The sequence below is a fragment of the Bacillus sp. SM2101 genome (assembly GCF_018588585.1).
GTDB lineage: Bacteria > Bacillota > Bacilli > Bacillales > SM2101 > Nanhaiella > Nanhaiella sioensis.
Window position 1 is genome coordinate 24,863 of the sequence record NZ_JAEUFG010000009.1, and the last position, 26,010, is coordinate 50,872.

20 protein-coding genes and 1 pseudogene are annotated in these 26,010 nt (G+C 33.8%); 14 read left to right on the top strand and 7 right to left on the bottom strand.

Annotated elements, in window-relative coordinates; translation table 11 throughout:
• Positions 1 to 106 precede the first annotated feature (106 nt).
• Complete coding sequence (locus JM172_RS10425) at positions 107 to 1,033, bottom strand: CobW family GTP-binding protein (RefSeq protein ID WP_214482238.1); 927 nt, start codon at positions 1,031 to 1,033, stop codon at positions 107 to 109.
• A 375-nt stretch (positions 1,034 to 1,408) separates the two neighbouring features.
• Here JM172_RS10425 and JM172_RS10430 point away from each other — a divergent pair, with 375 nt between their 5' ends.
• Both JM172_RS10430 and rraA read left to right on the top strand, forming a co-directional pair.
• Complete coding sequence (locus JM172_RS10430; protein WP_214482239.1) at positions 1,409 to 2,146, top strand: metallophosphoesterase family protein; 738 nt, start codon at positions 1,409 to 1,411, stop codon at positions 2,144 to 2,146.
• Positions 2,147 to 2,537: 391 nt separating this feature from the next.
• Positions 2,538 to 3,020 carry a ribonuclease E activity regulator RraA gene (gene rraA, locus JM172_RS10435; protein ID WP_214482240.1) on the top strand — a complete coding sequence of 161 codons (483 nt, stop codon included), beginning with the start codon at positions 2,538 to 2,540 and terminating at the stop codon, positions 3,018 to 3,020.
• A 209-nt stretch (positions 3,021 to 3,229) separates the two neighbouring features.
• Here rraA and JM172_RS10440 read toward each other — a convergent pair whose 3' ends face one another.
• A complete protein-coding gene (locus JM172_RS10440) occupies positions 3,230 to 4,120 on the bottom strand; it encodes a GNAT family N-acetyltransferase (protein ID WP_214482241.1) in 891 nt (296 codons plus the stop codon).
• A 555-nt stretch (positions 4,121 to 4,675) separates the two neighbouring features.
• Between JM172_RS10440 and JM172_RS10445 the strand changes: the two are divergent.
• The 6 genes and pseudogenes from JM172_RS10445 to JM172_RS10465 all read left to right on the top strand — a co-directional run.
• Positions 4,676 to 5,860 (top strand): annotated as a pseudogene (locus tag JM172_RS10445) (Ig domain protein group 2 domain protein); the annotation flags it as partial.
• Positions 5,861 to 6,316: a lamin tail domain-containing protein gene (locus tag JM172_RS24765; protein WP_352223331.1), complete on the top strand. Its 456-nt coding sequence runs from the start codon at positions 5,861 to 5,863 to the stop codon at positions 6,314 to 6,316. It abuts the pseudogene before it with no gap.
• Positions 6,317 to 6,868: 552 nt separating this feature from the next.
• A complete protein-coding gene (locus JM172_RS10450; RefSeq protein ID WP_214482243.1) occupies positions 6,869 to 8,488 on the top strand; it encodes an ABC-F family ATP-binding cassette domain-containing protein in 1,620 nt (539 codons plus the stop codon).
• 264 nt (positions 8,489 to 8,752) lie between these two features.
• Positions 8,753 to 9,619, top strand: coding sequence for a GyrI-like domain-containing protein (locus tag JM172_RS10455; protein ID WP_214482244.1), 867 nt, complete (start codon positions 8,753 to 8,755; stop codon positions 9,617 to 9,619).
• A 98-nt stretch (positions 9,620 to 9,717) separates the two neighbouring features.
• A complete protein-coding gene (locus JM172_RS10460; RefSeq protein ID WP_214482245.1) occupies positions 9,718 to 11,205 on the top strand; it encodes an amidase in 1,488 nt (495 codons plus the stop codon).
• Between the two features lie 317 nt (positions 11,206 to 11,522).
• Positions 11,523 to 13,490, top strand: coding sequence for a GTP-binding protein (locus JM172_RS10465; RefSeq protein WP_214482246.1), 1,968 nt, complete (start codon positions 11,523 to 11,525; stop codon positions 13,488 to 13,490).
• 561 nt (positions 13,491 to 14,051) lie between these two features.
• Here the strand turns inward: JM172_RS10465 and JM172_RS10470 are convergent.
• Entirely contained in the window at positions 14,052 to 15,056 is a 1,005-nt protein-coding gene (locus JM172_RS10470; protein ID WP_214482247.1) for a cytochrome D1 domain-containing protein, read from the bottom strand.
• A 1,040-nt stretch (positions 15,057 to 16,096) separates the two neighbouring features.
• On the opposite strand from JM172_RS10470, the gene JM172_RS10475 reads away from it, so the two are divergent.
• Both JM172_RS10475 and JM172_RS10480 read left to right on the top strand, forming a co-directional pair.
• Positions 16,097 to 16,567, top strand: coding sequence for a hypothetical protein (locus JM172_RS10475; RefSeq protein ID WP_214482248.1), 471 nt, complete (start codon positions 16,097 to 16,099; stop codon positions 16,565 to 16,567).
• Positions 16,568 to 16,787: 220 nt separating this feature from the next.
• On the top strand, positions 16,788 to 17,063 hold the full coding sequence (locus JM172_RS10480) for a hypothetical protein (protein WP_214482249.1): 276 nt from the start codon (positions 16,788 to 16,790) through the stop codon (positions 17,061 to 17,063).
• A gap of 382 nt (positions 17,064 to 17,445) precedes the next feature.
• On the opposite strand, the gene JM172_RS10485 is transcribed toward JM172_RS10480, so the two are convergent.
• Complete coding sequence (locus JM172_RS10485) at positions 17,446 to 17,964, bottom strand: hypothetical protein (protein ID WP_214482250.1); 519 nt, start codon at positions 17,962 to 17,964, stop codon at positions 17,446 to 17,448.
• Positions 17,965 to 18,095: 131 nt separating this feature from the next.
• Positions 18,096 to 19,124, bottom strand: a complete 1,029-nt coding sequence (locus tag JM172_RS10490) for a YncE family protein (RefSeq protein ID WP_214482251.1) — start codon at positions 19,122 to 19,124, stop codon at positions 18,096 to 18,098.
• Between the two features lie 773 nt (positions 19,125 to 19,897).
• On the opposite strand from JM172_RS10490, the gene JM172_RS10495 reads away from it, so the two are divergent.
• Both JM172_RS10495 and JM172_RS10500 read left to right on the top strand, forming a co-directional pair.
• Complete coding sequence (locus tag JM172_RS10495) at positions 19,898 to 20,188, top strand: hypothetical protein (RefSeq protein ID WP_214482252.1); 291 nt, start codon at positions 19,898 to 19,900, stop codon at positions 20,186 to 20,188.
• 342 nt (positions 20,189 to 20,530) lie between these two features.
• A complete protein-coding gene (locus tag JM172_RS10500; RefSeq protein ID WP_214482253.1) occupies positions 20,531 to 20,782 on the top strand; it encodes a hypothetical protein in 252 nt (83 codons plus the stop codon).
• Positions 20,783 to 21,197: 415 nt separating this feature from the next.
• Here the strand turns inward: JM172_RS10500 and JM172_RS10505 are convergent, their stop codons facing one another.
• On the bottom strand, positions 21,198 to 22,226 hold the full coding sequence (locus tag JM172_RS10505) for a YncE family protein (RefSeq protein ID WP_214482254.1): 1,029 nt from the start codon (positions 22,224 to 22,226) through the stop codon (positions 21,198 to 21,200).
• A 495-nt stretch (positions 22,227 to 22,721) separates the two neighbouring features.
• Here JM172_RS10505 and JM172_RS10510 point away from each other — a divergent pair, with 495 nt between their 5' ends.
• The gene (locus JM172_RS10510; protein WP_214482255.1) at positions 22,722 to 23,084 is read left to right on the top strand and encodes a hypothetical protein; all 363 of its coding nucleotides are present in this window, start codon (positions 22,722 to 22,724) and stop codon (positions 23,082 to 23,084) included.
• A gap of 219 nt (positions 23,085 to 23,303) precedes the next feature.
• Here the strand turns inward: JM172_RS10510 and JM172_RS10515 are convergent, their stop codons facing one another.
• Complete coding sequence (locus JM172_RS10515; protein ID WP_214482256.1) at positions 23,304 to 24,338, bottom strand: cytochrome D1 domain-containing protein; 1,035 nt, start codon at positions 24,336 to 24,338, stop codon at positions 23,304 to 23,306.
• A gap of 1,255 nt (positions 24,339 to 25,593) precedes the next feature.
• Here JM172_RS10515 and JM172_RS10520 point away from each other — a divergent pair.
• Entirely contained in the window at positions 25,594 to 25,983 is a 390-nt protein-coding gene (locus JM172_RS10520; RefSeq protein ID WP_214482257.1) for a hypothetical protein, read from the top strand.
• Positions 25,984 to 26,010: the final 27 nt, after the last annotated feature.

A 26,010-nucleotide genomic window follows, 5' to 3' on the forward strand; every position in this document is an offset into this window, starting at 1 on the left:
CAGTTGTTTTGAAGTAATAACAAAGCTTTGTAATTTTATTATAAAGGGTATATGCGAAAATAACTATTGTTAATTTCTGAAAATATTGAATTTTTAAACATATATGTTATAGATTCTTTTGCTCAAGTTTAATCATCTCGTTCTCAAGCCATGATGTGTTCAAATTTTCACCTATAAAGACGAGATTCATCGGCATTTGTACTGGTTCTTTCATATAAATCGGCATCCCATACGAATACTGAAATAAGAACATCGATTCAGAATGAGTAAATTTCAAGTAGCCTTTAATCCGTAAAATAGTTTCGGGCATCTCCCGTAGCCAGTTTTCAAAAGCATCTATGTCCAATGGATGCATGAACTGGTACACGTATGATTTTACTTTTAAATCATGTTGAACATGAGTGGTTTGTTTTGAAATACGATAGTTTTTTGGAACTGCCTGAATTTGTTGTAATGAGATATTTGCAAAAGTAGTTAACAAACAGGTCGCATGAGTATTGTAGGCTTGAATTGAAAATATTAGATTTGCCTGTTCAGCATCTGTTAAATGGTCAGTTTTATTTAAAAGTAATGTATCAGCGTGACGAATTTGTTCGTATAATAATTGCTGCATCTGTGGAGAAAGCTTATCACGGTCAAACCATCTTTTTGAATCAACAAGTGTAATAATACCTTGTATTGCTAGTTTATCTGCAAAAATAGGTGACATACACGCATCAACCACTTCTATTGGATGTGCAACTCCAGTTGTTTCTATATAAATAACATCTATGTTTTGGGTTAATAATAGTTCTTGAAGTTGTGCTTCTAATTGGCCTTGCATCGTACAGCAAACACAGCCATTTAGGAGTTCTTTCAAAGGTGTGTTATCAGGGACTACTTGTGAGTCAATTGATATTTTGCCTAATTCATTCATAATTACAGCAACTTTACGGTTAAGTTGTTTTTCTTGTTGTAGCAAATTTGTAAGTAGTGTCGTTTTGCCACTACCAAGAAATCCAGACAAAATGATAATATCTATTTTTTTCTTCACTGTTTTTTTCTCTCCTTAAGGTCACGTACATTCTATCGTAGCTTATTGAATTTCAGTTCGTCAATGATTTATGTAAAGGTTAACATAGGCTCATTTTGTAATATGGTTATTTATATGAAAATAACCATAACACAAGGCGATTAATGTCATACTCATATTTGGATAGAAGGAAAAGATGCTGAAAATATAGTGGATATGTGTATTTCATAGTACGAAAAGCAATAATCAATGCGTAAACAGCCTTTACAAATGATCTCAAAGTTAACTAGGAATTGTTTTTGTTAGGTACTAATAGGAAGTTTATAGTACAATTTCAATTAAACTCGCCCAACAGAATTGGGCTTTAACCATAATGAGCTTTATGGAGGGATGCTGATGGAGAGGATTGCACTTGTTTCAGATATACATGGGAATATTCCGGCGCTAGAAGCGGTATTGTTAGATATTAAACAACGAGGCATTGAAAAAATTTATTGTTTAGGTGATTTGGTTGGGAAGGGACCACATCCAGAGAAAAGCATCGATATCATACGTGACACCTGTGATATCGTTGTACAAGGTAATTGGGATGACTTTCTTCCAAATGAAACAAATAATACATATATTCAATGGTATCAGCATCGTTTAAATTCAGAACAACTTTCGTATATAAAATCTTTACCATTTTCGCATGATTTTATGATGAGTGGTCGAAAAATCCGGCTGTTTCATGCTTCATCTACGAGCGTTCATCACCGAGTCTATCCTTGGGACTCGCTAGACAAGCGGAAGGAAATGTTTACGAATACTGAAAAAACTGGTGGATTAAATGGACGTAAGCCAGACGTTGTTTGTTATGGAGATATTCATTATGCCTTTATCCACCATATACAAGAGAAGGTGCTTATAAACGTTGGAAGTGTAGGTAATCCTTTAGATATGACACAGGCATCTTATGTCATCCTAGAAGGGGACAACGGTTCTGATGTAGAAAGCTCCTTTGCGATTCAGTTAGTTCGAGTACCATACGATATTGAGCTTGCCATTCGCCAAGCAAGAGAAGAAGGAATGCCAGAGCTTGAGCCTTATATTGATGAGCTGAGAACAGCAACATATAGAGGTTTGAAAAAATGAATGAAATAGCAAGTACAAGTATCTAAGTTACAGTAGAAAAACTGTGTTTCATCAAATGATGGACCACGGTTTTTTCGTTTGTTTTTAATTGTTTTTTAAATATGGGTCTTTTCTATTAATTAGAAATGGACAATATGAAGAGTTTTATGAGAGGTCAAAAAATTGTAAAAGTAGAGAAGATGGCACGATCTCCATCTATATACGTGTAAATATCTTCAACGAAAAGGAGCAATCATTGTGAAAACAGACTTAAATATCATTGGAGAGCTATCATTTCCCACTTTCACTGACAGAAAAAGTGCTAGCGGGCAATAATGATGTCCTAATACAGGATTTTATATGCGGATTGTCGAATAAGCAAAAAATAAAAGTAAAAAAAGGAGATGTGATTATGGAGGTAAAAACTGCAGACTTATGTGATGAATTTGGAGCTGAATTATCAATTTGTCAAACAGCATTTCGTTCTTTCGGAAAAAAACACATATTTTCTGGTCCAATCACAACGGTAGAAGTATTTGAGGACAATGTCTTAGTTAGAGAAGCATTGGAGACAGTTCCAGAAGGATCGGTCTTAGTAGTAGATGGTGCTGGCTCGAGAAGTTGTGCTTTGCTCGGCGATAGACTAGGTGGTATTGCTATGTCGCGTAATTTAAGTGGGATTATTATTAATGGGTGTGTCCGTGATTCTGCAGAACTTGCTACACTTAATATCGGCATTTTAGCTATAGGAACACATCCTTTGAAAAGTAAAAAGGAAGGGAAGGGGAAAAGGAATGAGCGATTACACTTTGGTGGAATTGAATGGAAGCCTGGCTATTTTGTTTACGCTGATGAGGACGGGGTCGTAGTTAGTCTACGGCAAATTAAGCTGTAAAATCATTTAAGTTGAAAAAAATGTGTTGCCTAAGCATTTATATGACTTAGGCAACACACTTTTATTATTTAACATGTAGTTGGATCAATCCTTTGTTTCTAGACCATAACTCTATTTAAGCCTAATTAACTTAAGGGGTATTATTTCCTCCTCAATTAGTGCCGTTCATGTAGATTAAACAAATACGGTTACAAGTATTAATAGCAAGGTTAAGCATGAGATGTAAGTGGAAATAAAAAATGGCTAGGAAAATCCTTGTTTAAAGGACGCATAAACAACGTATCATTACCAATGGTTGATTTGAGTTCAGTTTTTAACAGATCTTTTAGGAAGTCCGGAGTAAAATGAAAATGAATAGCTTTTTCATCTGACATCAAATTACCAAGAATGTTCACAGCATCAATCTTATCATTACTAATGATGTCGTAAATATTTAACACGCCATCATTTTGGTCAAAAATAATAATGCTATCTTCCTCTTCAATATAGTAAGTCGCATCTTTAAAAGCTAAAATAATATAAAACATTAGCAGATGTTTACAATCTTTTACCCCAAAGGTGTTTGATACAGGAACTCTTGTGCTAGCTAATCTTTCAATAATTGTAAGGTGTGATTGTTTATTCACATCTAATTTTTTTATCGTTAAAGGATTTATGGGTTTAAGACTTAAGTCAGCGCGCTGTATAGTAAAGCTACTTTCTAAGGCTTTATTGAATCCAAATTTAGGATAGAAATCTAATACAGAATCATTTGCAAATAAATAAATAAAATCACAATCGTTTTCATATTTTGCAATGATATGTTTCATTAGTTTCGCAGCTAAGCCTTTGTTTCGATATTGAGGGTGTGTCATAACAGTGCCAACTTGAATCGCGTTAAACTCTTTCCCTTTGTGCGTGATACTCATTTTATTTATTGAAGTGTTGGCAATAACTTGTTTTTGATCAATAAATGAATAACATATATAGCTATCATCCCAATATCCTAAGTCAAACCATTGTTGAAAATCTATGCCGAAAACATCTTTAGCTAGCTTAATAAAACTCTCTCTATACGTTGAATTATTTTTATAATCACTAATTAGTTGTAATGTATTCATATTGTATTCTTTCTCCTTAGTTTAGATGTAGGTAACAATCCTATATGAGGTTATGGTAGGTTCTTATACATGCCACATATGACAGTGTGTATATTTTGCCTTTGTAAAATTTCTTTCCATAGATACACATTTGATGTGATTGAATGCTATACAAACTTAGAATTAAACAAGGTACAGCATAGTTCTCAAAGCATCTTTTCTTTAATAAAGCGATGGAAGGTCAATAATAATTTTTTAGTTTGTATCATAAGTTTGTGAAAAACGCTTTTGTGAAAGTATGACATTCTTTTTATTCGATAAGGTCGGTTAAAATCCTTTTTTTATATTGTATTTTAAAAATAGGAAGAAAAGGTAATAGACAAAAGTCTCCTGTTAGCAAAAGAGAATTTACATGAAATTTTGTTTTTACAATGTAAGTCTGAAAAAAGTAATTCTATTAATCTCATTACAGAATGTATAGTTTTTTAATATTATTCCGATTTTTAACTTAATTTTCATATTAATATGATAATCTATAAAAGGGAGAATAATTATGGTAGGAGGTTTGTTTTGTTTATGATTTTAAAAGTTGGAAAAAGGATTTGTATTAGTGTTATCGCTTTATTGACCGTTGTTGCTTTTTTACAAGTAGAAGTTGCTATTTTTGCAGAAGGAGTAGGGGATCCAGCACCAGAAATTGAAGCAAGAGGTAATGTAAATGGGAAGAGGATTTTATTTGACAATACTCATGGACAAACTGCCGGTGCAGCTGATTGGGTAATAGACGGGGGATTTTCAGATTTTGCGAATGCTCTCGCAGATAACGGCTATTACGTTAAAGAACTTAGACAATCTACCCCAATTACTTATGAAGACATAGCTACATATGATGCTTTTATAATACCTGAGGCAAATATACCTTATAAAAGTTCTGAGCAAGCGGTCATGGTACAGTATGTTGAAAATGGAGGAAGTATTTTTTTCATATCTGACCATTATAATGCTGACCGAAATAAAAACCGTTGGGATTCATCTGAAATTTTTAACGGTTATCGTCGTGGTGCGTGGAATGATCCAACAAAAGGGATGAGTACTGAAGAGCGTAATTCAACAGCGATGACGGATGTAACGAGCTCTGATTGGCTCTCAGAAAATTTTGGGATTCGTTTTCGTTATAATGCTATAGGTGATGTTACCGCTAATCAAATAGTAACACCAGACCAATCCTTCGGAATTACAGAAGGGGTAAACAACGTGGCTATGCATGCTGGGTCAACCTTAGCTATAATAGATCCAACAAAAGCAAAGGGAATTGTATATTTACCAAGCACAAACCAAAAATGGTCTTATGCAGTAGATCAGGGCGTATATAATGGTGGAGGAATCGAAGAAGGCCCTTATGCAGCGATTGGGAAGTATGGGTTAGGAAAAACTGCGTTTATCGGAGATTCATCTCCAGTAGAAGATGCAACACCTAAATATGCACGTGAGGAAAATGGATCATCTAAAAGAACCTATGACGGTTTTCTTGAAGTTGATGACGCTAAGCTTCTTGTGAATATGGTAAATTGGCTAACGGTTCAAGAAAGCTATACAAGCTTTGCTGATATATCTGGACTCGAACTGGATCAACCAACATCATTATTACATTTTGAAACACCACAAAATTCCACAGAGCCTGAATTTGAGCCATGGTCTTTACCTGACCCAGGTTATAAGTGGTGGGATCAATCGACTTTTGCGAAAGGGTCATTTGGTTATGTGGAAGGTGATCAAAACCCTACATCCAATGTGTTTTTCTCTGAATATATTGAAGGAAGCAGCTATAATAAAGCACTAGAAATTTATAATGGAACAGGTGTTGCTGTTGATCTATCACAATATACAATTGAGCTATCCAATCTTTCTAGTAGTATTTCATTAACTGGTACAATAAGCAGTGGGGAAGTTTTTGTTATTGCAAACCCTAACGCGGACCAAACTATTTTAGTAGAAGCAGATATGACTGAAACAAATATGGTTTTTAATGGTGATGATTCAATTGTCTTAAAGCATAATGGCGTTATTATTGATGTTATTGGTGTTCAAGGCGCTAGCTTTGCAAAAGATAAAACGTTGCTAAGGAATAGTGATATAACATCTGGTGCAGCTACTTATAATAGTAACGACTGGACATTCTACCCTTCAAATACATTTGGTTATATCGGAAGTCATTAATCAAGCATTGTGAAATAAATAGGATGTTAAGATGAAAAACAACCTTAATAGATATAACTACTTACCTTGCTTATATACGGGGTTAAGTGGTTATTTTTTTGTGAAAATTTTGTATGAAAGGTTACATTTGTTCTACCTGTCCTAAGGTGAAAATACACGTATACAATAAACGATCGAGTAATCTATATATTCAAAAAATACTAAAGTGTTTTTATTCTTTGCGTTTAAGGATATAGTGTTATGAAGCTTGCAATAATGAAAATAGCTACAAATATTACTTTTTTTCAGCATTAGTGTTATGGGATTAAATGCTAGAGTCTATAGGAAATGAGTGTTACGATTGAAACATTAACTACAGTTAATCAAAAGATTGTTACTATCATGAAGGAAACGACACTAAGTGCGGAAAAGATCAAAAATACCTTTAATTGATGAAATACGTAGATAACGCATATTTTATTAGCGTTATCGTCTTTTTTAATATCACTGCTAGTAGTTTATAACTGACGGTGATATAATAGTAAGGATGTATTATAAAATGGAGGAACGTAAATGATTACAGTTACAAATGTAAGCTTACGTTACGGTGACCGTAAGCTATTTGAGGATGTTAATATAAAATTCACGCCTGGTAATTGCTATGGCTTAATTGGAGCAAATGGTGCGGGTAAATCAACCTTTTTGAAGATATTATCTGGAGAAATTGAAGCACAAACTGGTGATGTACACATGACACCAGGTGAACGTCTAGCGGTGTTAAAGCAAAATCACTTCGAGTATGAAGAACATGAAGTTTTAAAAGTTGTTATTATGGGGCATGAACGTTTGTATGAAGTGATGCAGGAGAAGGATGCTATCTATATGAAGGCTGATTTTTCAGATGAAGATGGTATCAAGGCGGCAGAGCTTGAAGGTGAGTTTGCTGAACTAAATGGTTGGGAAGCAGAGTCAGAAGCAGCAACATTATTAAATGGCCTAGGTATTGGTGAAGACCTTCATGCAAAGAAAATGAGTGATTTAGCAGGTGGAGAAAAAGTAAAGGTTTTACTAGCGCAAGCACTTTTTGGTAAACCTGATGTTCTATTACTAGATGAGCCTACTAACCACCTTGATATGAAAGCGATCCAATGGTTAGAAGAATTCTTAATTAATTTTGAAAATACCGTGATTGTTGTCTCACATGACCGTCACTTTTTAAATAAGGTTTGTACACATATGGCAGATTTAGACTTTGGGAAAATCCAAATTTATGTAGGGAACTATGATTTTTGGTATGAATCTAGTCAACTTGTCTTAAAAATGGCTCAGGATGCTAATAAGAAAAAAGAAGAAAAAATTAAAGAATTACAAAACTTTATTGCACGTTTTAGTGCAAATGCATCTAAATCAAAACAAGCTACCTCTAGGAAAAAACTATTAGACAAAATTTCACTTGATGATATTAAACCTTCATCTAGAAGATATCCGTTTGTTGGCTTTTCTCCAGAAAGAGAGATAGGCAACGATCTGCTACGAGTAGAAGGTTTGACAAAGACACTTGATGGTGAAAAAGTACTAGATAACGTTAGCTTTACAATGAACAAAGATGATAAAATTGCACTAGTAGGTCGTAATGAAGTTGCAAACACGACATTACTTAAAATTCTGATGGGTGAAATGGAGCCTGATAGCGGCTCGTTTAAATGGGGAGTAACTACTTCACAAGCCTATTTCCCTAAGGATAACTCAGCTTTTTTTGAGAACAGTGATCTTAATTTAGTTGAATGGCTACGTCAGTTTTCACCACAAGATGAAAGTGAAAGTTTCCTACGCGGTTTTTTAGGTAGAATGCTATTCTCTGGTGAAGAAGTATTGAAAAAGGCTAGTGTTTTATCTGGAGGAGAAAAGGTTCGCTGTATGTTGTCAAAAATGATGCTTAGCAGTGCAAATGTATTAATTCTTGATGAGCCAACGAATCACCTTGACTTAGAATCTATTACAGCAGTCAATAATGGCCTCATTGCCTTTAAAGGATCCATGTTGTTCACGTCACATGATCATCAATTTGTTCAATCGATTGCAAATCGCATCATTGAGGTGACACCGAGCGGAGTTGTCGATAAACAAATTACTTTTGATGAATATATTGAAGATGTTGAGTTGCAACGTCAAATTGCAACTATGTATAAATAATTGTATAAGATAGGAGTGGAAAGGATAGATAAAATATAAACATCTATCCTTTTTTTCTTTAGGTTCTTGTCGTAAACCTTGTTGTAATTGAAACTAAATTGGCACAGCTAATTGGTGATTGTATCGGTAACCATTATATTCAAATAAAAAAAGATGGTGTGAAGGTAAAATTGATACGTGTTTAGTGTTTTATTACGAAATATAAAAATTAATAAAAACCAACCTTTCATAATTTGCTGATAAATTCATATAAAAAAATTCTATATGAAAGGATTGTTTATGGAATATATAGAAAACCTTTCAAAAACTATTATTTACATAGAAAATAATTTAACAAACAAATTAACGATAGAAGATATTAGCCATTATAGCGGTTACTCAAAATTTCATTTTCAAAGACTCTTTCATCAAGTGGTTGGGGAAACTGTAGGTCAATATATCATGAATAGAAGATTATCCGAAGCGGCAACCCTTTTAGTGAACGATTCTATGAATATTTTGCAAATTGCTTTAGAGCTCGGGTATGAATCACATGAAGCTTTCACTAGGGCTTTCAATAAAAGGTATAAAATGAGTCCGTATCAATTTAGACAACTTGGAGTAACAACAGAATTTATCTACAAAAATCCAATTGATGTACAATATCTTACAAATAAAAATAAGAATTTATTAGGAGACATTGAGGAAGTCACGTTGGAAGATCTTCGAGTTAAAGGCTATATGGCATCAAATACATCACACGAAGAAATATATGCAAGCTGGTCTAAACTACGTAGGGATATCGATAAATATGATAAAACAGATACGTATCTTTATGGCGTTTTGCACTATCCTGAGTCATTTGGATTAGAAATTGATTTTGAATATATAGCTGCTGTGGAGGAAGATGAAATTACACAACTTCCTAATCAAGAATTAAAGGAGATTACCTTGCCTAAAAGTACTTATCTCATTTTTAATCATCAAGGATCCGCAGAGGCGTTACCACTATCGTATGAATACATTTATGGTGTATGGTTACCAAAGTCTAAATATGTTGCTAATGGCTTATATGATTTTGAGAGATATCGCTCTTTTGAGGAAGGTACAAAGCATGCGATACAAATATGTATTCCAATTACAAGTAAGTAACGTGCCTTATACTTATGCATAATATGGTCACTTTAGCATTAATCATCAAGTTTTTGTTTCTTGTAACCTTTATCTTTAATATGAAGGGAGAGAGAAACATGAGACGAGATGATTTTTTATTTTTATCAGCAAATAAGATTGCTAAATTAATTGCAAATGGGGAGTTGACTTCTGAGCAGGTGGTACGTGCGATCATTCGAAGAATTCAACAATTTGATGTGAAAGTAAATGCAGTTGTGAATGTAAATATGGATCAACTTATAAATGATGCCAAAAAAGCAGATCAACTAATGAAAGAAGGTACTAAGCTTGGACCTTTACATGGTGTTCCAATAACATTAAAAGAATCGTATGCAGTCAAAAGAATGAAAACAACAAGTGGCTTTACTCCACTCAAAGATTATGAGACAAATTTTGATGCTACTGTTGTACGTCGGTTAAAAAAAGCAGGAGCCATTATTATAGGTAAAACAAATGTCCCACCTTTACTAATGGATTTACAAACAGATAACGATATTTACGGAAGGACCAATAACCCTTGGGACTTGGAACGTACCCCTGGGGGAAGTAGTGGTGGTGGAGCTGCCGCAGTGTCAGCTAGTTTTAGCTATTTAGATATTGGAAGTGATATAGGAGGGTCTTTAAGAGTACCTGCACATTTTTGTGGAGTGTATAGCTTAAAACCTACAGAGCACTCAGTGTCAGCCTTCGGCCACTTACCTATGGAAAATGTAAAAACGCAACCAAATTATCGTTCTTCAAGGCATTTAGCGTGTTACGGACCGATAGCAAGGTCTATTGATGACTTAATTTTATCTTATGGTATTATTGCTGGGACAGACAGTAATGACGTGAAGGTACCCAATTTAGTTACTGAAAAACAGGTTGATGTAAAGCTAGCAAACGTTAAGATAGCCTGGATGGATGAACTACCAGATGTTCCTGTCAGTAAGCAAGTGAAAACTTCCATCCATCAATATGTAAAAAAGCTAGAATCCTTAGGCATACAAACTGTTAAAATAGAGCAGTTTCCAGTCAATACTATTAAAGTTTGGGAAACGTGGGGGAAAATCATCGATGCTGAACTGAATTCAAATCAACCTGCTTTACTAAGGATGCTTGAACATTTAATTACTAAAAAAATTCAACGGAAATACCCGACATCTAGTAAGTTGATGCCACTAAACTTTAAAAACTATATGAGAACGTTAACTCAAAGAGAAGATCTCATTACATCATTTGATATGTTTCTTGACCCTTATGATATGTTTATTTTACCTGTTAGTGTTACACCAGCATTCCAACATATTACAAAAGAAAAAATGATAGGGTATCAACCGATATATAAAACACCTGTGTATGTTGATGACAAACCGATGGAATATTGGCAAGCAACAACTGCATATACGAATTTATTTAATGTTTTAGCAAATCCAGTAGTTACGATTCCTCTTCAGTTAAGTGATGAAAACCTACCGATAGGCGTACAGTGTGTGGGGAAAAGGTGGAATGATTATCAATTATTACACATCATAAAACAGCTTGTGATGGAGTTAAATATAGATATTCCCAAAGTTTCATTTTAGAACAAGGGATACACAGGTTAGGTTAATAGGAAATTTAGAAGAGAAAAAATACCGATATGAAGCTGTTTCACAATGACATTGTCTACTAACTGTTGATACAATATGAAATGAAGATATATTAGTCAAAGGCTCTTTTCGTAAACTTTGTTGCTCTTGTTTCTATATTATAGGATTTGATGCAAGTTTCATCGTTTTAATGAAGAAAAGAGTCCACGATTTCTATTAAAATATACGCTTTATACATTAATTTTCTTTTAAGAACAACGATACATGTGATAACAGCGAAGTAATAAGATGATGAAATAGGTGATCTAGAATTGTTAACCTCTCAGAAAAGAAGAAATATCGGTATTTTTGCACACATTGATGCCGGGAAAACAACTACAACAGAACAGATGTTATATCAAAGTGGTCAAATCCGCTCCTTAGGGAGTGTTGATACAGGCACAACCCAAACTGACTGGCTAGAAGTTGAAAAAGCAAGAGGTATATCAGTTACTGCTGCAGCAACGGAATTGACTTGGAAAGATACGGTTATAAATATTGTTGATACTCCAGGTCACGTTGATTTTTTGTCAGAGGTTGAACGTAGCCTAAGAGTTATGGATGGAGCAATACTTATCATTTGCGCAGTAGAAGGTGTTCAACCTCAAACAGAAGTTGTTTGGCATGCACTTCGGAAGCTTAACATTCCAACATTAATTTATGTTAACAAACTTGACAGAATTGGAGCAAATCCTCGTCGAGTTATGGCTGAAATTCAACGTAACTTAACTAATTCTTGTGTACCTATACAGTTTGTGCAAGGGTATGAACACACTTTTACAGGTATCACCTCTTTGCTAATGAACCATGAACATGATTTTTATGAGCAGCTTGTTGAAGCTGTATCAGAACATGATGATTCGATCTTACATAAATTTTTAGAAGGAGAAGAAATAACAAACGACCTTTTAAAAGAGAAAATCAATTTGTTATCTGCACGCTGTGATTTATTTCCTATTTTGTTTGGTGCCTCAAATAAAGGTATTGGGATAAAGGAACTTATGGATGCCATGGTCGATTACCTACCTCAGCCAAAAGGATCAAAGGATGCCCCTTTGGCTGGGGTGGTATTTAAAATAGAAAGAGATAAGAAATTAGGCAGACTAGCGTACGTTAGGCTTTTTGAAGGAAGTATACAAAATCGGAATACGATCACAAATGTTACTCAAAATATTGAGGAGAAAGTGACTCAAATTCGTAAAGTCAGGGGTAACAAAAGTGAAGATTTACGAGAGCTTCAAGCAGGTGATATAGCTGCGCTCACTGGATTAAATCATGTGATGATAGGTGATATATTAGGGGATACAAAAGGGATTCCAGAACATCCTCGTATGGCGGTACCTCTTCTGACTGTAAAAGTTGAATGGGAAAAAGTGGAGGATTATCCTGCTGTTGTAAAAGCGTTTCAGGAACTTGTTGATGAGGATCCTTTATTAAATCTACAGTGGCAACAAGAGGATCGAGAGCTACATATTAAAGTGATGGGTAACATTCAGCTCGAGATACTTAAATCTATTATGGAAAACCGATATCAGCTGAAAGTTGGATTTGGACAGCCTGCTGTTATTTATCAGGAGACACCGAAAAATTCAGGTGAAGGACTTATCCGCTATACGATGCCTAAACCATGCTGGGCTGTATTGCGTTTTAAAATAGAGCCAGGCGAAAGAGGAAGTGGGGTAACCTATCATTCAGTTGTGCGTAAAGAAGAGTTATTAGAACGCTATCAAAATGAGGTTGCCAGAAGAATTCCAGAGGCTTTGGAGCAAGGGTTATGTGGTTGGAATGTAGTGGATCTAAAAATTACCTTAATTGAAGGAGAACATCATGTTGTCCACACACATCCACTGGATTTTGCTGTCGCGACACCTATGGGTATCATGCAAGGGTTAAGTAATACAGGTACGAAGTTACTAGAACCTATGTTGAACTTTAGAATATCTGTGCCAGAACAATTTGGAGGAAAGGTTCTTCATGATCTATCATTAATGCGTGCAACATTTGATTCACCAAATCAACTTGAAGATCGAATGATCATAGAAGGAATAATACCTTTGGCAACTTCTATGGAATATGCGGTTCAATTAGCGTCTTATACAAAAGGCCAAGGGACAATTACGACTCATTTTCATAGTTATCAAGAATGTCCCGAAGAAGTGTTAGCTACAAGAACTCGAAGAGGAGTTAATCCATTAGATCAGTCCAAGTATATTTTAAGTGTAAGGAAGGCATTGTCGTAACATGAAAAAATTAAGTTTCCGATAATTTATTTTTCTTTAAGGATTTTATCGTAAGGCTCTTTTTGTAAACTTTGTTAAATAGGAGCATGGAAGTATGAAGGGGAAATATCCCAGTCTTTATTGTATATTTGATCATTTCTTAGAACAAAAAAAATTCTTATAAATTATAGTTACATCATATTAATTAAATTTTGTTGTTTACGTTAGTTGTAGAATTTATTTCACCCCCAACCTCTAGGTGGTTTCAGTTAGGTGGGGTAAAACCCTTATTTACAAAGTCAATGAGTAGACGAACATCACATATGTAAGATGATGTTAATAAATGACATATTTTCTAATGACTACCTGAATAAATGACAGAAAGAGATATAATTTACCTAACATCACAACTGTCATATAAATAAAAATTAATCATTTTGTAGATTTAAAATTGCAGGAATGTTCCTAAACCTAGACATGCTTAATTAACGTGCTTACACTTAAATACTAAATTTCAAATCCCCTCTCCGTTACAGGAGGGGGATTTTTAAAATTCTATAAGACACAAGGTCATTGTGTTCATTATTCAGTTACATAAGCGATTTTTCCGTCAGGTGTAAAAGCGACAATACATGGAAAAAGCCCAACTTGTATTGTGGCGATCACACAGTGTGTTTTCACATCTATGACTGAAACAGTGGCATCACCAGTATTCGTCACATAAGCGAGTTTCCCGTCTAGCGTGAAAGCGACATCGTTTGGATCTTCTCCAACCTGCACTGTATGAATAACAGAATGAGTTTTTACATCTATAACCGATACAGTAGCATCCCCAGAATTCGTTATATAAGCGAGTTTCCCATCTGGTGTGAAGGTGACTGATTTTGGTTGGTTCTCAACCTGGACAGTAGCAATAACGGAATGAGCTTTTACATCTATAACCGATATATTGGCATCACCTTCATTCGCCACATAAGCCAGTTCCGTGTTCGGAGTGAAAGCAACATCCGTTGCACCATTACCAACCCGCACAGTAGTAATCACATTATGAGTTTTTACATCTATAACCGATATTGTGGCATCATCAAAATTCGTCACATAAGCGAGTTTCCCGTTTGGCGTGAAAGAGATATTTTGTGGATTTACCCCGACATGGACAGTAACTATAACAGAATGAGCTTTTGCATCTATAACCGATATAGTGGGCATATCAGTATTCGTCACATAAGCGAGTTTCCCGTCTGGAGTGAAATTCACATCGTTTGGAACTCCTCCAACCTGCACAGTAGCTATAATAGAATGAGTTTTTACATCTATAACTGATACATTAGCGATTGCAGTATTCGTCACATAGGCAAGCTTCCCATCTGATGTGAAAGCGACACGATTTGGAAGACCTCCAACTTGCAATGTAGCAATAACAGAATGAGTTTTTACATCTATGACTGAAATATTGCCACTAATGTTTATCACATAAGCGAGTTTCCCATCAGGTGAAAACGCAACAGGAAAGGATTCATCTGTATCACCTACAGGCAACGTTGCAATCACGCTATGTGTTTTTACATCAATCACGGTTGTTGTCAATCAAAACCACCTCTTTTCAATACTTGTTATAACAAAGATATGGAAAAGTGAACTAGTTAATTCGCTAACTATGAAACTTAGGAATAATGTGATTACAACCTATTTAAAACCAACGAATATTTTTATAGAATACAAGAGAATTTAATGATGATGTAACTTCGATTACACGAAATTTATCAAATCCGCAATGAAATATGGATGCTTTCTAAATTCCTATATTTAAGAAGGGGAAATAATACGAGTTGTGATCTAATTATGTAAGATTAAAGAATGTATTAATGAGGGAATTATGGAGACACCTTCTGCAAAATGGCTCAGTTAAGTTAATATGGAGTAATACTAGATAAATTCATATCAGATATACAGTGTAAAGGATTTGATTTATATGTTTTTGACTGTTCAAATTGAGAATATAACGACTATCATAATGAACTTGCATAGACCCTAGACTCCCAAACTATTATGGGGGAATCCTAAATTCATTTGATGACGGTTTATCAGAGATAGTGCCTGAAAGGACAGCCTTTTGAATAGAATAATGAAGAGTGGCTAAATAAAAATAGCGCATTATAAGCCATTCCTTATAGAGGGATATATAAAAGTGGATTATGTTCTATTTACATCAACCATAGTTTATTTAAAATAGCTCTATTATCTAGGGTTAGAAACTCTTCCCATAATTAATACACACACGTATGAAAAAATAATTCTTCTACAGAGCAATTAAAACTAGTGGATTTGCAATTATTACAGCTGCTACCAGCTTGTCTGGGAATTCTTCGTAGTCGTATACGTTATTTAAATCTACTTTAATGTTATCACTCATATTTCATTTTCAGCTTAAATTAACCTTTTTTTATCTTATTAGATAATTAAAGGTTAAGTGAGTTTCTTTTCTGATATTTTTCCATTTATGATCTAAGAAGTTAATCCAAGCATTGCGTATTTCTATGAATATCATATTCTGAGAACCTTTTCCAATGAATCAGTTTATACACTATGGAAATTTGCAAATTTTGAACGGGACAGGGGGTGGAAAAATGACAAAAAATCATTGTACAGAATTTCTCTCTACACAAGAGACCAAGCCCATAGAATTACCATTAGACGGAACTAGAGTTGAGTTACTAAGGTTAAGAATACCTAAACATTTATATGGAAGACAGACAAAGCTTGATGGTTTTTTTCAGTCTAATTTCTTTGTAGTTGGTTTGGAAAATACAGCAGAGCAGTCAAGTCTATCATACAAATATGAAGTAGCTTATCAAGTTATGGTTGAATCAACTGAAGCAAACTATACACCGGCTTCTCCTTTATTATTGGACACTGTAAGTGGAGTACAACAGCCTGCTGAATTTAATGTAGAACATAACACAAATCCAAATTTTACAGTTTCAGTACCATGTGCAGCAGGAGACCTTGTGCTTATGGCATCTGTAGTTGAGACGCAGGGTGGTGTGGCTGGAGCATTTATAAATAGTAGATCAATGAATGCCTTATTGCTAAATTAACTTTGTGATCAAGTGTAGAAGAAAAAACCTCAGATTATTATAACTTAGGGAAAAAAGAAGAGGATTAAAAAATGAATAATCATCACATTATTGACCGTGCACAGTAAATTAAACATGCAATTTCAGCCTCAGATAAACAACTTACCTAACTGACCGATTAGATTCATTTCACCTCTCTGATCAATTCTATATAGAATTCCTTTAACAATCTAAATTTCATTTGAGCACAACATATATTAACTTCCAGGATATCTTTGGTGAGGGCAAAACAGGAATGGTATCTAAGAAGAAAGATGGAGGGGATGCTATAAATCTAACTTTTGTCCTGACTGTTGGAATTGAAATACCTGTACCTTTAGATAATGATCAGTCAATAACAGTTCCTTTTGAAAATATAAAGGAAATCAAGGTGTTTAATAACTCAGGGGGTAATGTAGAATTTAGGTACTCCATATGTACTTTATTAGATCCCAATAAATCAATAAATAAACCATAATAGTTTTTAATGAGATACAGAAGTATACTATTGTATTAATTACTACTAAACACAAGTTAAGTTCTGTTTACTAATTAACTCAACAGAACTGGCGCATTTCTTTATGAGATGCGCCGTTATTTATGATTTGGGCCATATTGTGGAACAAAAAATTTCTTTGATTAATTATTTACTAGGTTATAAATTGCAGTATATTTAGTAGGATAATTAGCTTGTTCAGACTATAAAAAAATCAAATCCCATCTCGGTAATAGGAAGAAGGATTTTTAAAGTTCTTTCCTCAGATTAAGTAGTCAAACTAGGTATATAAGTAACAGCTAAGACTTTGTGGATGAAGCCGTGAAGGATATGACTTATTTTGTATTGTGGTTACTAACAAAATTTATGTTTGGTGAGTAAATACCGAAGCGTTTAGAGAACGGGTTTTAACCATGCGGGAAAGATCGGCGGGGGCCTGGATTATAAAGGTTTGTGCTGGTCCTTTGTCTATAAGAATTCTATATATATAACAACCTATTTCTGGTTTATCTACCCATGTAAGATTAGTAACTAGAGATCCACTATAGTTACTTGGTCCGGCGCCCGAAGCAGGTATTACATTGAGACTCTGTGCGGGAGTCATAGTTGCAAGGGTTGTGAAGTTACCACCGTTTGTTGATCGTTGAAGGATATATTCGTAAGAGAAAGATGCAAAACCGATATTATCTCGGTCACGATTTATAATACTTGTGAAAATTTCAACAGTTGAATCAAGTTTTACTTCAGTGTTCTTAGATTTAATCAATACCGGTAATTGGAGTAAATCAATTGGATTTATAGCTTCTTCGTAGTCAATTTCTTGATTGGATTGAACTTTTAATAACTCAGGGCATTTATCGTCTTTACATTTACAGTTAGTCATAGTTAATCAGTCCCTATACAGAATTAGTTGTTATTAGTAAATGCAGAAAGTATGAAGATGAAACTGATAAATGACCATTACAACAAACATATTTATTTAAGGATACTTGAGAGTAATTAAGGTTAATGAACTTAATTCCCTTCAACTACATAAGCAAGTTTACCATCAGGAGAGAATGCAACAGCTACAGGAGTGTTTACAAAAATAGAGGAAGTTACGGAATGAGTTTTGGTATCAATGACCGAAATAGTGCTATCGCCAAAATTAGTAACATACGCCAATTTCCCCTCATTGTTGAACGTAACATCAATAGGACTCCCACCAACTATAATAGTGGCTATCACGGAATGAGTCTTCACATCAATGACCGAAACAGTGCCAGATTCATTAGTGACATATACGAGTTTACCATCAGGGGAGAAGGCAACATCACGTGGAAAACTTCCAACTGAAATACTAGTAATTAGAGACTGTGTTTTCGTATCAATAACTGAAGCTGTACCAGGGTTATCGTTATTAACCGTATAAGCAAGTTTTTCTTTTGGAGATAACGCGATAGCAAGTGGAAAGTTTCCAACCAAAATAGTAGACATTAGTGAGTGAGATTTGACATCAATGACCGAAACAGTACCAGGGTCAACATTATTAGTGACATAAGCAAATTTTCCGTCAGCTGAGAAAACTACATCTACTGGTGCATTATCAATCAATATAGAAGAAATAATAGAATGTGTTTTGGTATCAATGACAGAAACTATTCCACTTTCGGGATTAGTCACATAAGCGAATTTCTCCTTTTGGGAGAAGGATACAACAAATGGACTATTTCCCCCAACCAAAATGGTAGTAATAACGGAATGTGTTTTGGTTTCTATGACCGAAACAGTACCAGGGTTATCTCCAGTATTAGTTACATAAACAAATTTTCCATCAGGAGAAAAGGAGATACCAGAGGGGTTGTTTCCGACAGAAAGAGTAGCTATCACGGAATGAACTTTGACATCAATAACAGAAACTGTACGATCGTCATTATTAGTTACATAAACGACTTTTCCATCAGGGGAAAAGGCAACAGACTGTACAAAAGAAAAAGGTGCTGTTCCAACAGGTAAAGTTGCTATCACACTATGGTTTTTTGCATCTATCACAGTAGTAGTCAAACCAAATCCACCCTCTTCAAAGTAGTTATTATTACAAGGTATGAGGAGTTTATTGGGATAATTCAAAAATATATTTTTAGGAAAAAATTTTATGAAACACAAGAGTAAATTGAGGTTACTTGATAACAAGCATGTATAACTGAATATGAAAAAGCCCATAAAATCAAATTATAGGCTTTTTAGTTCCTTGTCTTTTTTAACTAACAACTTTTTTATTTTTGAAAATATAAAAACCACAAGAAAAAATAATGAAACTAAACCAAATATGGGGTTATCGAATATAGGATAATTTGTTACTCCTAGGTTGAAAATGAATCCAATAATGATAACAATTCCCCACAGGCTAAGAAAAATGGTGGCTACTTTCTCGAGAGAATTAAACATTTAATAAAGTCCTTTCTTTACATTCATCACTATATAATTCTTTAAATGTTAATAAATTCCTTTGAAATATTTAGCTTTAATGAAGAATTGGATTAATCAAGTAAGTTAATGTGTGAATTTATGAAACTAAATAAGCATGGAGTTAATTAAAGGCTGTATTCTCATTAATTGTTGCTTTTCGTACTAAAGAGTCAAACATGTACATAATTAATGTTCGTGGCAACTTTCTTTTGTATAACAATGGCTAACCATGTAAAACCACTTTTTATTGGTACTAATTGGATAACAATTGCAACAAACAAAAACAGTCAAATTAAAAAATATAAAGGCTCCATATATAAATACTTTGTATAGCATAAGATATTTTAGTCATTAGAGGGGGTGATACCTTGTCAAAAGATATATTTTTTTCTGGAACTTGTCCAACATGTACTTGTATATGCCAATGTGAATTTCCCGATGAACTAACTATTTGCGATTGTTGTACAATAGGTATGATCACGGAGATCAATGATAATTTCATGGCAACAGATACAATAAATGTTTCTACAAACAGCGGAGACGAACTTAATAACCATAGTTTTTTAGAGATATCAAACAATGTATTAAAAACAGAGTCAAACAATGGGAACTTGTTTTTAACGAACATTTGTAACATATCATACGTGGAAAAACCATAATTGACGTAGTTAGTATTATAAACCTCATCATAATTAAAAAATACTCTCTACTCTGGACGCGGAAGATGAGTAGAGAGATGATGTCCAATAAAAAGGACTTACTACTCTATATGAAACTGTGCTAAAAAACAATTGTATTAATGTCATATCCCTTTTAAAAATATGTAACCTCCCTATTCCGGTCTGAGAAAGGAGGCTTGCCTTAGGGAGGTTCATATATGAGTGTAGATGGCCTTACAATATGTTATGCAAATAACTTATGTATGTACTAGATGAAACACACAAGTTTTATCAGACTTAATAGCAAAAATGTTTGATAAAAACACCTAAAAAAATCTGAAGGTGAAAAAAACGCTACTTGTTTTCTATTTATTAATTTTTGATTCATTGATGGCGTTCTTAACAGCAAGTTTAATCACCCAATATAAAATAACCATTCCGACTATAAAAGAAAGGAAATTAAAAAATAACCCAATCATTGGTGTAAATGCATCAAATCTCATTTTAAAACACACTCCTGTTAAAAAAGTTGATGTGAAAAATAAACATATTGTCTATTATAACAAAAGTACACTTGAAAAAGATGTACATTGAGTATACAAGCGCGATAATCCTGTATATAAAACTATTATTTTAATGGTTATGAAATTACCTACTCTCTAACATGAACTAAGTCAATTGTTGATGAAAGCCATACAGATCCTTACAAAAAGCTATGCTTCCTAAACAAAAAAATACACTAATGATTAATCTTCATAAACCTAGTCACTCAAAAGGAAAAAAATCAATAAAAAGGAAAAAACTAGAATGAAAACATAAGAAATAGACGAAGTGTTTGTAAGTTCCTCTATGTTAAGGTTCTAAATTTCTTTGTTAGGAGGTTTTTCTGACATAATACACCGCTATATGGATATTTATAACATGTTTAATAACACTTAGTAATTATAAGTTATTTCTAATTTGTTGATGGTTAGTAAACATAATGTAAGTTATACCTGTTATTTATTAACTATGCTTCATCGGATAGTTCGACGACGTAGGCTAATTTATCGTCAGGTGTGAAGGAAATAAAACCAGATAATTCATTAAAAGGCATGTCAATGGTGGCAATAATTGCATGTGTCTTAGTATCAATGACAGAAACGGATTTACCTCTACTATTACTTACGTAGGCTAACTTGCCATCAGAAGTAAAGACGACAAATATCGGTTCGGTACCAACAGGTATTGTAGCAATAACAGAATGAGTTTTGACACTAATAACAGAAACAATACCAGTAAAATTACTTACAACATAAGCAAGTTTGCCATCCGGAGTAAAAGCAACATCGGTTTGATCACCATCGATTTGAACAGTAGCAATAACAGAATGAGTTTTAACATCAATGACATAAAGATTTTCATTAATGTTAGAAATAGCAATATAAGCTATTTTTCCATTGGGAGTAAAAGCAACTACATTCGGTTGCACACCAACAGTGGTAGTAGCAATAACCGAATGAGTAGTTACATTAATAACGGAAACTGTATTGGAGTCACGAATAGTCACGTATGCTAGCTGTCCATCAGGAGTGAAAGTAACACCAATAGGAATGTCACCAATAGATACAGTAGAAATAATAGAATGTGTGCTAACATCCATGACAATAATGGTACCGGCTGGATTAGAGTTAACAATGTAAGCTAATTTCCCATCTGGAGAGAAAACAATACCTTCAGGCTGTTCATCGGTTAAAACTGTAGAAATAAGAGAATGAGTTTTCAAGTTAATAACAGAAAGAGTATTATCGTCACGGTTAATAACATAAACCAGTTTTCCATCTTTAGTAATAGCTACTACTATTGGTATACTACCGATTGCAATGGAAGCAATAATTGAATGAGTTTTTGTATCTATAGCTGAAACAGAATTTGAATTAGAGCCATTAGCCACATAAAAAATTTTACCGTCAGGTGTAAAGGCAGATGAAGAACTAAACCCCGTTGGTATTGTAGTTATCAAACTATGGGTTTTTACATCAATTACAGCGGTTGTCAAAATAAAATCACCTCAATAAATTAATTCGTATAACAAAAATATGTAAAAATAACTCGTTTGATACAACGTTTTTAATAAACTAAAGATTATTGTGTTTGATAAGGGGATATTTAGATGATAAAAGAAGGGGAAGTATATCAAGCAAAATGTCCATCATGTACATACACCTTAAAGTAATAAAATAATCGGATATCAAATTTGATGTAATTACTTTGATTGTATATCATGACTGTACAGTATAGCAGTATGTTATTTTCTAGTATTTATAATAGGAACCTCTAACAATTCCGAAAAAGTTTCAAGAGTTATACAACAATTATTTTATAAATGAAGGTAATTATGATGAATTTATGGAAGTTATAAAACAGCTAAATGAATCAAAAAGGATTCCTTTTCTGTGTATTAATTTAATACAGCAAATAGTGGTAAGACATCTGTTAGCTAAACTAATTATTAAATGTTAGCTAAACTAATTATTAAAGGAGGAATTGAACTATGGCTTCAGAAAGTCATGTTCTCACACAAAAACAAATTGCAGAGTCGTTTTCTAATGGTAATTTTGAGCCTGCTTTTCCATTTCTAGCGAAAATAATTGAATGGAATATCGTAGGTGACAAAACCTTGGTAGGTAGGGAGGCTGTATTAGATGAATGCAAGCAAACTTCAAATTATTTCAAAACGATTACCACTAAATTCACTACATTAAATGTAATTTCTGAAAAAAATTGCGTTGCAGTGAATGGAACAGCTGAATTTATTCGTAATGGTGAACAATTATCTTTTGTTTCAGCCTGTGATGTCTATATTTTTAATGATAAAAATGAACTGCAAAGAATTGATTCTTATTGTATCAAGTGAGAAGGTTGGATTTCTCCTGTAAATATACTGAAAAATAATGAAATCCCATCTTCGTTACAGAAGTGGGATTTTTAAAATTCTATACTTAGGAAAAGCAGCCAACACGTGCTATAAGAATTAGCTAAGACCTTGTGGATGAAGACGTGAATGATTTAGTTATAAGTCTTATTTTGTTTATTGTTTTAACAAAAATCAAGAGCAAAAAACAATAGCATTTAATTAAGAGGAACCCTCAACTACATAAGCTAGTTTTCCATCTGGAGTAAAGGCGACAACTCCTGGATTTTCTCCAACCTGAATAGTAGTAATCACACTATGCGTTGTTACATCAATGACCGACACAGTGCCAGGATCATCGTCCCGGTTGATTATATAAGCAAGTTTTCCGTCGGGTGTAAAAGCGATAACACCAGGTTCTTCCCCTACCCTCACTGTAGCAATCACACTATGAGTTTTCACATCAATGACAGACACAGAGACATCGTCTCGATTGGCCACATAAGCAAGTTTCCCGTCGGGTGTTAGGGTGACAGTTCTTGGTTCTTCCCCAACCTGCACCGTAGCAATTACACTATGTGTTTTTACATCAATGACAGAAACAATGTTATTATTGAAAAGGCGGTTAGTCACATAAGCTAGTTTTCCATCAGGAGTGAAGGCGACATCTCTAGAGTCTCCCACAGTTTGTACAGTAGCAATCACGGTATGCGTTTTCACATCAATAACTGAAATAAGACCAGGATCTTCGTTCCGGTTAGTTACATAAACAAGCTTTCCATCAGGTGTTAGGCTAACAGTTCTAGGTTCATCCAAAACCTGAACAGAAGCAATTACACTATGTGTCTTTACATCAATGATAGAAACAGTGTTTTCATCCATGTTAGCCACATAAGCTAGTTTTCCATCAGGAGTGAAGGCGACATCTCTAGGTTCTTCTCCAACCTGCACCGTAGCAATTACACTATGTGTTTTCACATCAATGACAGAAACAGAGTTCCCCCGCTCATTAATTACATAAGCCAGTTTTCCATCGGGTGTAAAGTCGACAAGTTCTGGATTGTCTCCAACCTGAACAGTAGCAATTACACTATGTGTTTTCACATCAATGACAGAAACAGTTTCTAAATCATTATTAGCTATATAAGCCAGTTTTCCATCAGGAGTAAAGATAGGTTGGGCAGATACAACATTATCTCCAACAGGTATAGTAGTGATCACGTTATGTGTTTTGACATCAATTACCGTTGTCGTCAAAAAACCGCCTCTTTCTCATCGAGTATACTTTCTATATAGATATGAAAAAAGTTAGTGTGGGTGATACTTTTTATGAAACAATGGTGATATTATGTTTATAAAAAATTATAGAAAACATGGTGGTGCCAACATACAAGATAAGCCATTAAAGGTGCATTGGTATATGCATGAATTACCGCTTCAATAAACAAAAATATTGATCCATTATTTTATCGTAAAAGAGGGATGTAAAATGTCAATTTTACATAGCAGACACATTATAGGGTTATTAATAATACTAGTAATCCTCATATTGGTAGTATCTTTTCTAATTATTTCATTTGGTTATTTTAATAATAAGGAAATAAGTTTACTGACTTCAAAGTGCTATGAATCTGGTGGAGAAGTGGTACTAGAGATACACGAGTACATAACAAGTAGTTATTCTTTTGAGTGTAAAAAATAAAATGAAAACGGTTAAACAATTAATTGAATTGTAAAAATAGAATTATAAAAAATACTATAGAAAAAACGTGCAACAGTAGAATCAATAGGGAGAGATGACATAAAGTATCATAGATAAGATTTTTTTAGTATTAGTGGGATTTTTCTTGCTTCCATTACTTTGTTAATAGAAAGATCATTAATAATTGAAATTGGATACCTAAATGTCAACCAGCCAGAAATAGATACAAATAAAGAGTTCCAGAAAATTAGTAGCCTTCCCTTATGGCTCACAAAAGGAGGAATGAACCAACCAGAGAGGGGAGAGTGATAATAAAGGGTGTACTTTATGTTATGTAAGTATTTAATTTAAGCTTGTATTAATGTGATAGGTCAAAAAACACTTTTTAAGACTCAATGATTAGTGAGTCGATTAGTTCCAGTACTTCAGTAATGAAGAATTTTTACATAATCATCAATCTACTTTGCGGTATATTGAAGCGAAGCACCCTTTGCTCCTTTTAGGAGTATGAAAATTAGTAACCTCTGTTCAAAGAATCTGGAACAGAGGGGGTGTTGGGAAAAATATATCTAAAGAACTTGTTATTCGTTATTGTTAAATTGGGTAGAAGTAAACACAAGTTGTGTTTAATAATTAAATGCTATTCAATACTATGGAGCGTGTCTGTAAATAGAGGCGTGTCCTTTCTTTTCAAAAAGTGTCGATCCAACTTCATAAGCTGAATTGTTACTGGAATTTGTATTATTTTAGTCTGCCAGCTGAAGAATCTGAGTATTATAGGAAGTATAATATTTGGAGGAGGAGAATTTTATGGACGGGGATATTTTCTACGTATTATCCATTATTGTTGCTATAATGTTTGCTTTTATTGCTGTTTTTCAAGTGTTACTTGCACTAGGGGTACCGTTAGGCGAATTTGCGATGGGTGGATTTTATAAAGTTTTACCTAAAAAATTACGTATTATAAGTTTTATCAATGCTATCATTCTTTTGTTTATGGGAGTTGTTTTTTTACAGCATACTAACTTTTTGAATATCTTTAATTTTTTTCCTACAAATATTTTAGTTTGGGTAATAACAGTTTATCTTGGCTTAAATACGATAAAAAATCTAATATCCAAGAGTAAAAAAGAAAGATATGTAATGACACCTTTATCAAGTATTGCATTTATATTATGTTTAATGGTTTCTTTATCATAGGGTAGGAGATTACCATATTTATATTTT